Origin of the sequence: Streptomyces niveiscabiei (assembly GCF_001419795.1) — a bacterium.
Taxonomy (GTDB): Bacteria; Actinomycetota; Actinomycetes; order Streptomycetales; family Streptomycetaceae; genus Streptomyces; species Streptomyces niveiscabiei.
The window spans coordinates 1-2,071 of record NZ_LIRL01001098.1 but is presented as its reverse complement, the minus strand read 5'-3'; the positions used below and the strand labels follow the sequence as shown (position 1 = coordinate 2,071).

At 75.0% G+C, this 2,071-nt stretch carries 2 protein-coding genes; both read right to left on the bottom strand.

Annotation, left to right across the window (positions count from 1 at the left end; genetic code table 11):
• Window positions 1-85: 85 nt before the first annotated feature.
• Window positions 86-1,102, bottom strand: coding sequence for an AAA family ATPase (locus tag AOK24_RS40465; RefSeq protein ID WP_055724901.1), 1,017 nt, complete (start codon window positions 1,100-1,102; stop codon window positions 86-88).
• 82 nt (window positions 1,103-1,184) lie between these two features.
• The coding region (locus AOK24_RS40460; protein ID WP_478078787.1) for a VMAP-C domain-containing protein at window positions 1,185-2,071 on the bottom strand (887 nt) is incomplete at its 5' end.

The following is a 2,071-nucleotide window of genomic DNA, read 5'->3' as shown; positions in this document are numbered from 1 at the left end:
GCGTAGGGGTGTGGTGCGCGGGCGCGTTGTCGGGCGTGGGGTCGTCGTCCGGGCCGTGGCGGGGGAGCGCTTCGGGCATCGGGGGTCACCTCGGGCGGTCGAGGCGCTGGATGAGGAGGTCGGCCAGGCGGTCGCGGCTCGGTGGGGCGGCGGCGTCCGTGAGGTAGATCGCGTTCAACAGCTGGTCGGCGGCGAGGAGTTCGCTGCGGGAGCGTTCCAGGAAGTGGGTGATCAGGTCGTCGCCCGCGCGCGCGGCCTCGTCGCCGAGGTGGGCGCGGACGAAGTTCGCGAGCCGGTTGTGGTCGGGGCGGCCCAGCTCCAGGTGGATGCAGCGGCGCATCAGGGGGGCCGGGAAGTCGCGTTCGCCGTTGCTGGTGAGGACGACGAAGGGGAACGCCCGGCACCGTACCCGCCCGTCCTTGACGCGGACCTTCACCCCGTCCGCCGTGAGGACCTCCGCCTCCCCGTCCGGCAGCCGGTCGGCGATCCGCTCCAGCTCCGGTATCGCGAACTCCCCTTCCTCCAGGACGTTCAGGAGGTCGTTCGGCAGGTCGATGTCGCTCTTGTCCAGCTCGTCGATGAGCAGCACGCGCGGCGTCGCGGACGGCAGCAGCGCCGTACCGAGCGGCCCGAGCCGGATGTAGCTCCCGATGCCCTCGACGGCCCCCGGCGACCCGGCGGCCGAGCCGAAGCCCCCCTGTGCGGCGATCTGGACGTCCTGGAGGCGCGCGATGGCGTCGTAGTGGTACAGCCCGTCCTGGAGGGCGGAGCGGCTGACGATGGACCAGCGCAGGACGTTGCCGAGCCCGAGTTCGTACGCGACCGAGTGCGCGAGCGTGCTCTTGCCCGCGCCGGGGCTGCCGGTGACCAGCAGCGGGCGGCGCAGATACAGCGCCGCGTTGATCATCTCCAGCTCCTCCGCGCCGGGCCGGTGCAGCTCGGCGAGGTGCCGGTGCGCCCCGAGCCGCCGGTCCTCCGACCCCTCGCCCTGCGCGTCCCGCCCCGCGAAGTCCCGCCAGGGCGGCGGCGCGGGCAACCGCTCGACGCCGTCGTGCGGTTCCCCCGCGCCCCGGTAGATGAGCCACTCACTGGATTCCGTCATGATCCGGTCCTCGTCACTCGTCCACTCCCCGGGCGGCCGTGCTCACGGTATCGATGCCAGGGGGGAGCTGGTAGGGGTCGCGTCACGGCGCCTCCAGCAACTCGCCCGTACCCGGCAGGGGTTGGGTCGGGTCGTCGTACAGCAGGGCCACGCCGGCCGCCCAGAAGGTCTCGCCCCGGCCCTCGCCGAGCCGCACCCGGAGGCCGTGGACGGCCTCGGGCAGACGGGCCGCGCTCGGCGGGCGGGCGATCTCGTCGACGCTGCCCCGGTGGAACTCGCCGCACACCGTGTCCGGGCGGGCCCTCCCGCGCCGCCACAGGGCGACGCCGTACCCGCCGTGCACGATCCGCGCGAGCGCCGCCGCGTCGTCCTCGTACCGGTGGTCGCCGTACCGGCACAGCACGGGGACCGTGCCGTGCGCGAGCGAGCGCAGCTTCTCCACCGTCGGGACGGGTACCCGCAAGCCGTCGTCGCAGTCCAGGAGTTCGGCCTGCGCGCGGTGCGCGTGCAGCCAGCGCCAGCGCGCGGCCCGCTCCTCCCGCGCGTCGAACCACTCCGTGCCGTCCAGGTCGCCCAGGTCGTCGACGAGCTGCTCCCGGTCGGCGACCCGCACGACCACGGGCCGCGCCACCCCGAGCGGCTCCTCCCCCGGCACCGGCCGCCAGGCGTCGACGTCGATGCCCAGCAGCACGTGCGGCACGGCCACTTGCAGCACCGCCGGCCGCCCGGGCTCGTCGCACCGCCGGAACGCCTCCGCGAGCGTGCCCGCGATCCGCCCCGGCAACTCCGCGATCCGCGCCCGCTCCTCCCCCGGCAGCGGGTCGGCCCCACCGTCCGCGTGCAGCACGGACACCGTCCAGTCACACCGGTCGGGCTCCCACGGGCGCGGCAGGATTTCGAGGAGGACGGCGGGGTGGGGGCGCGTCTGCTGCGCGCGGGAAGTCTGGACGGGGATGCCGGGCAGAGGGG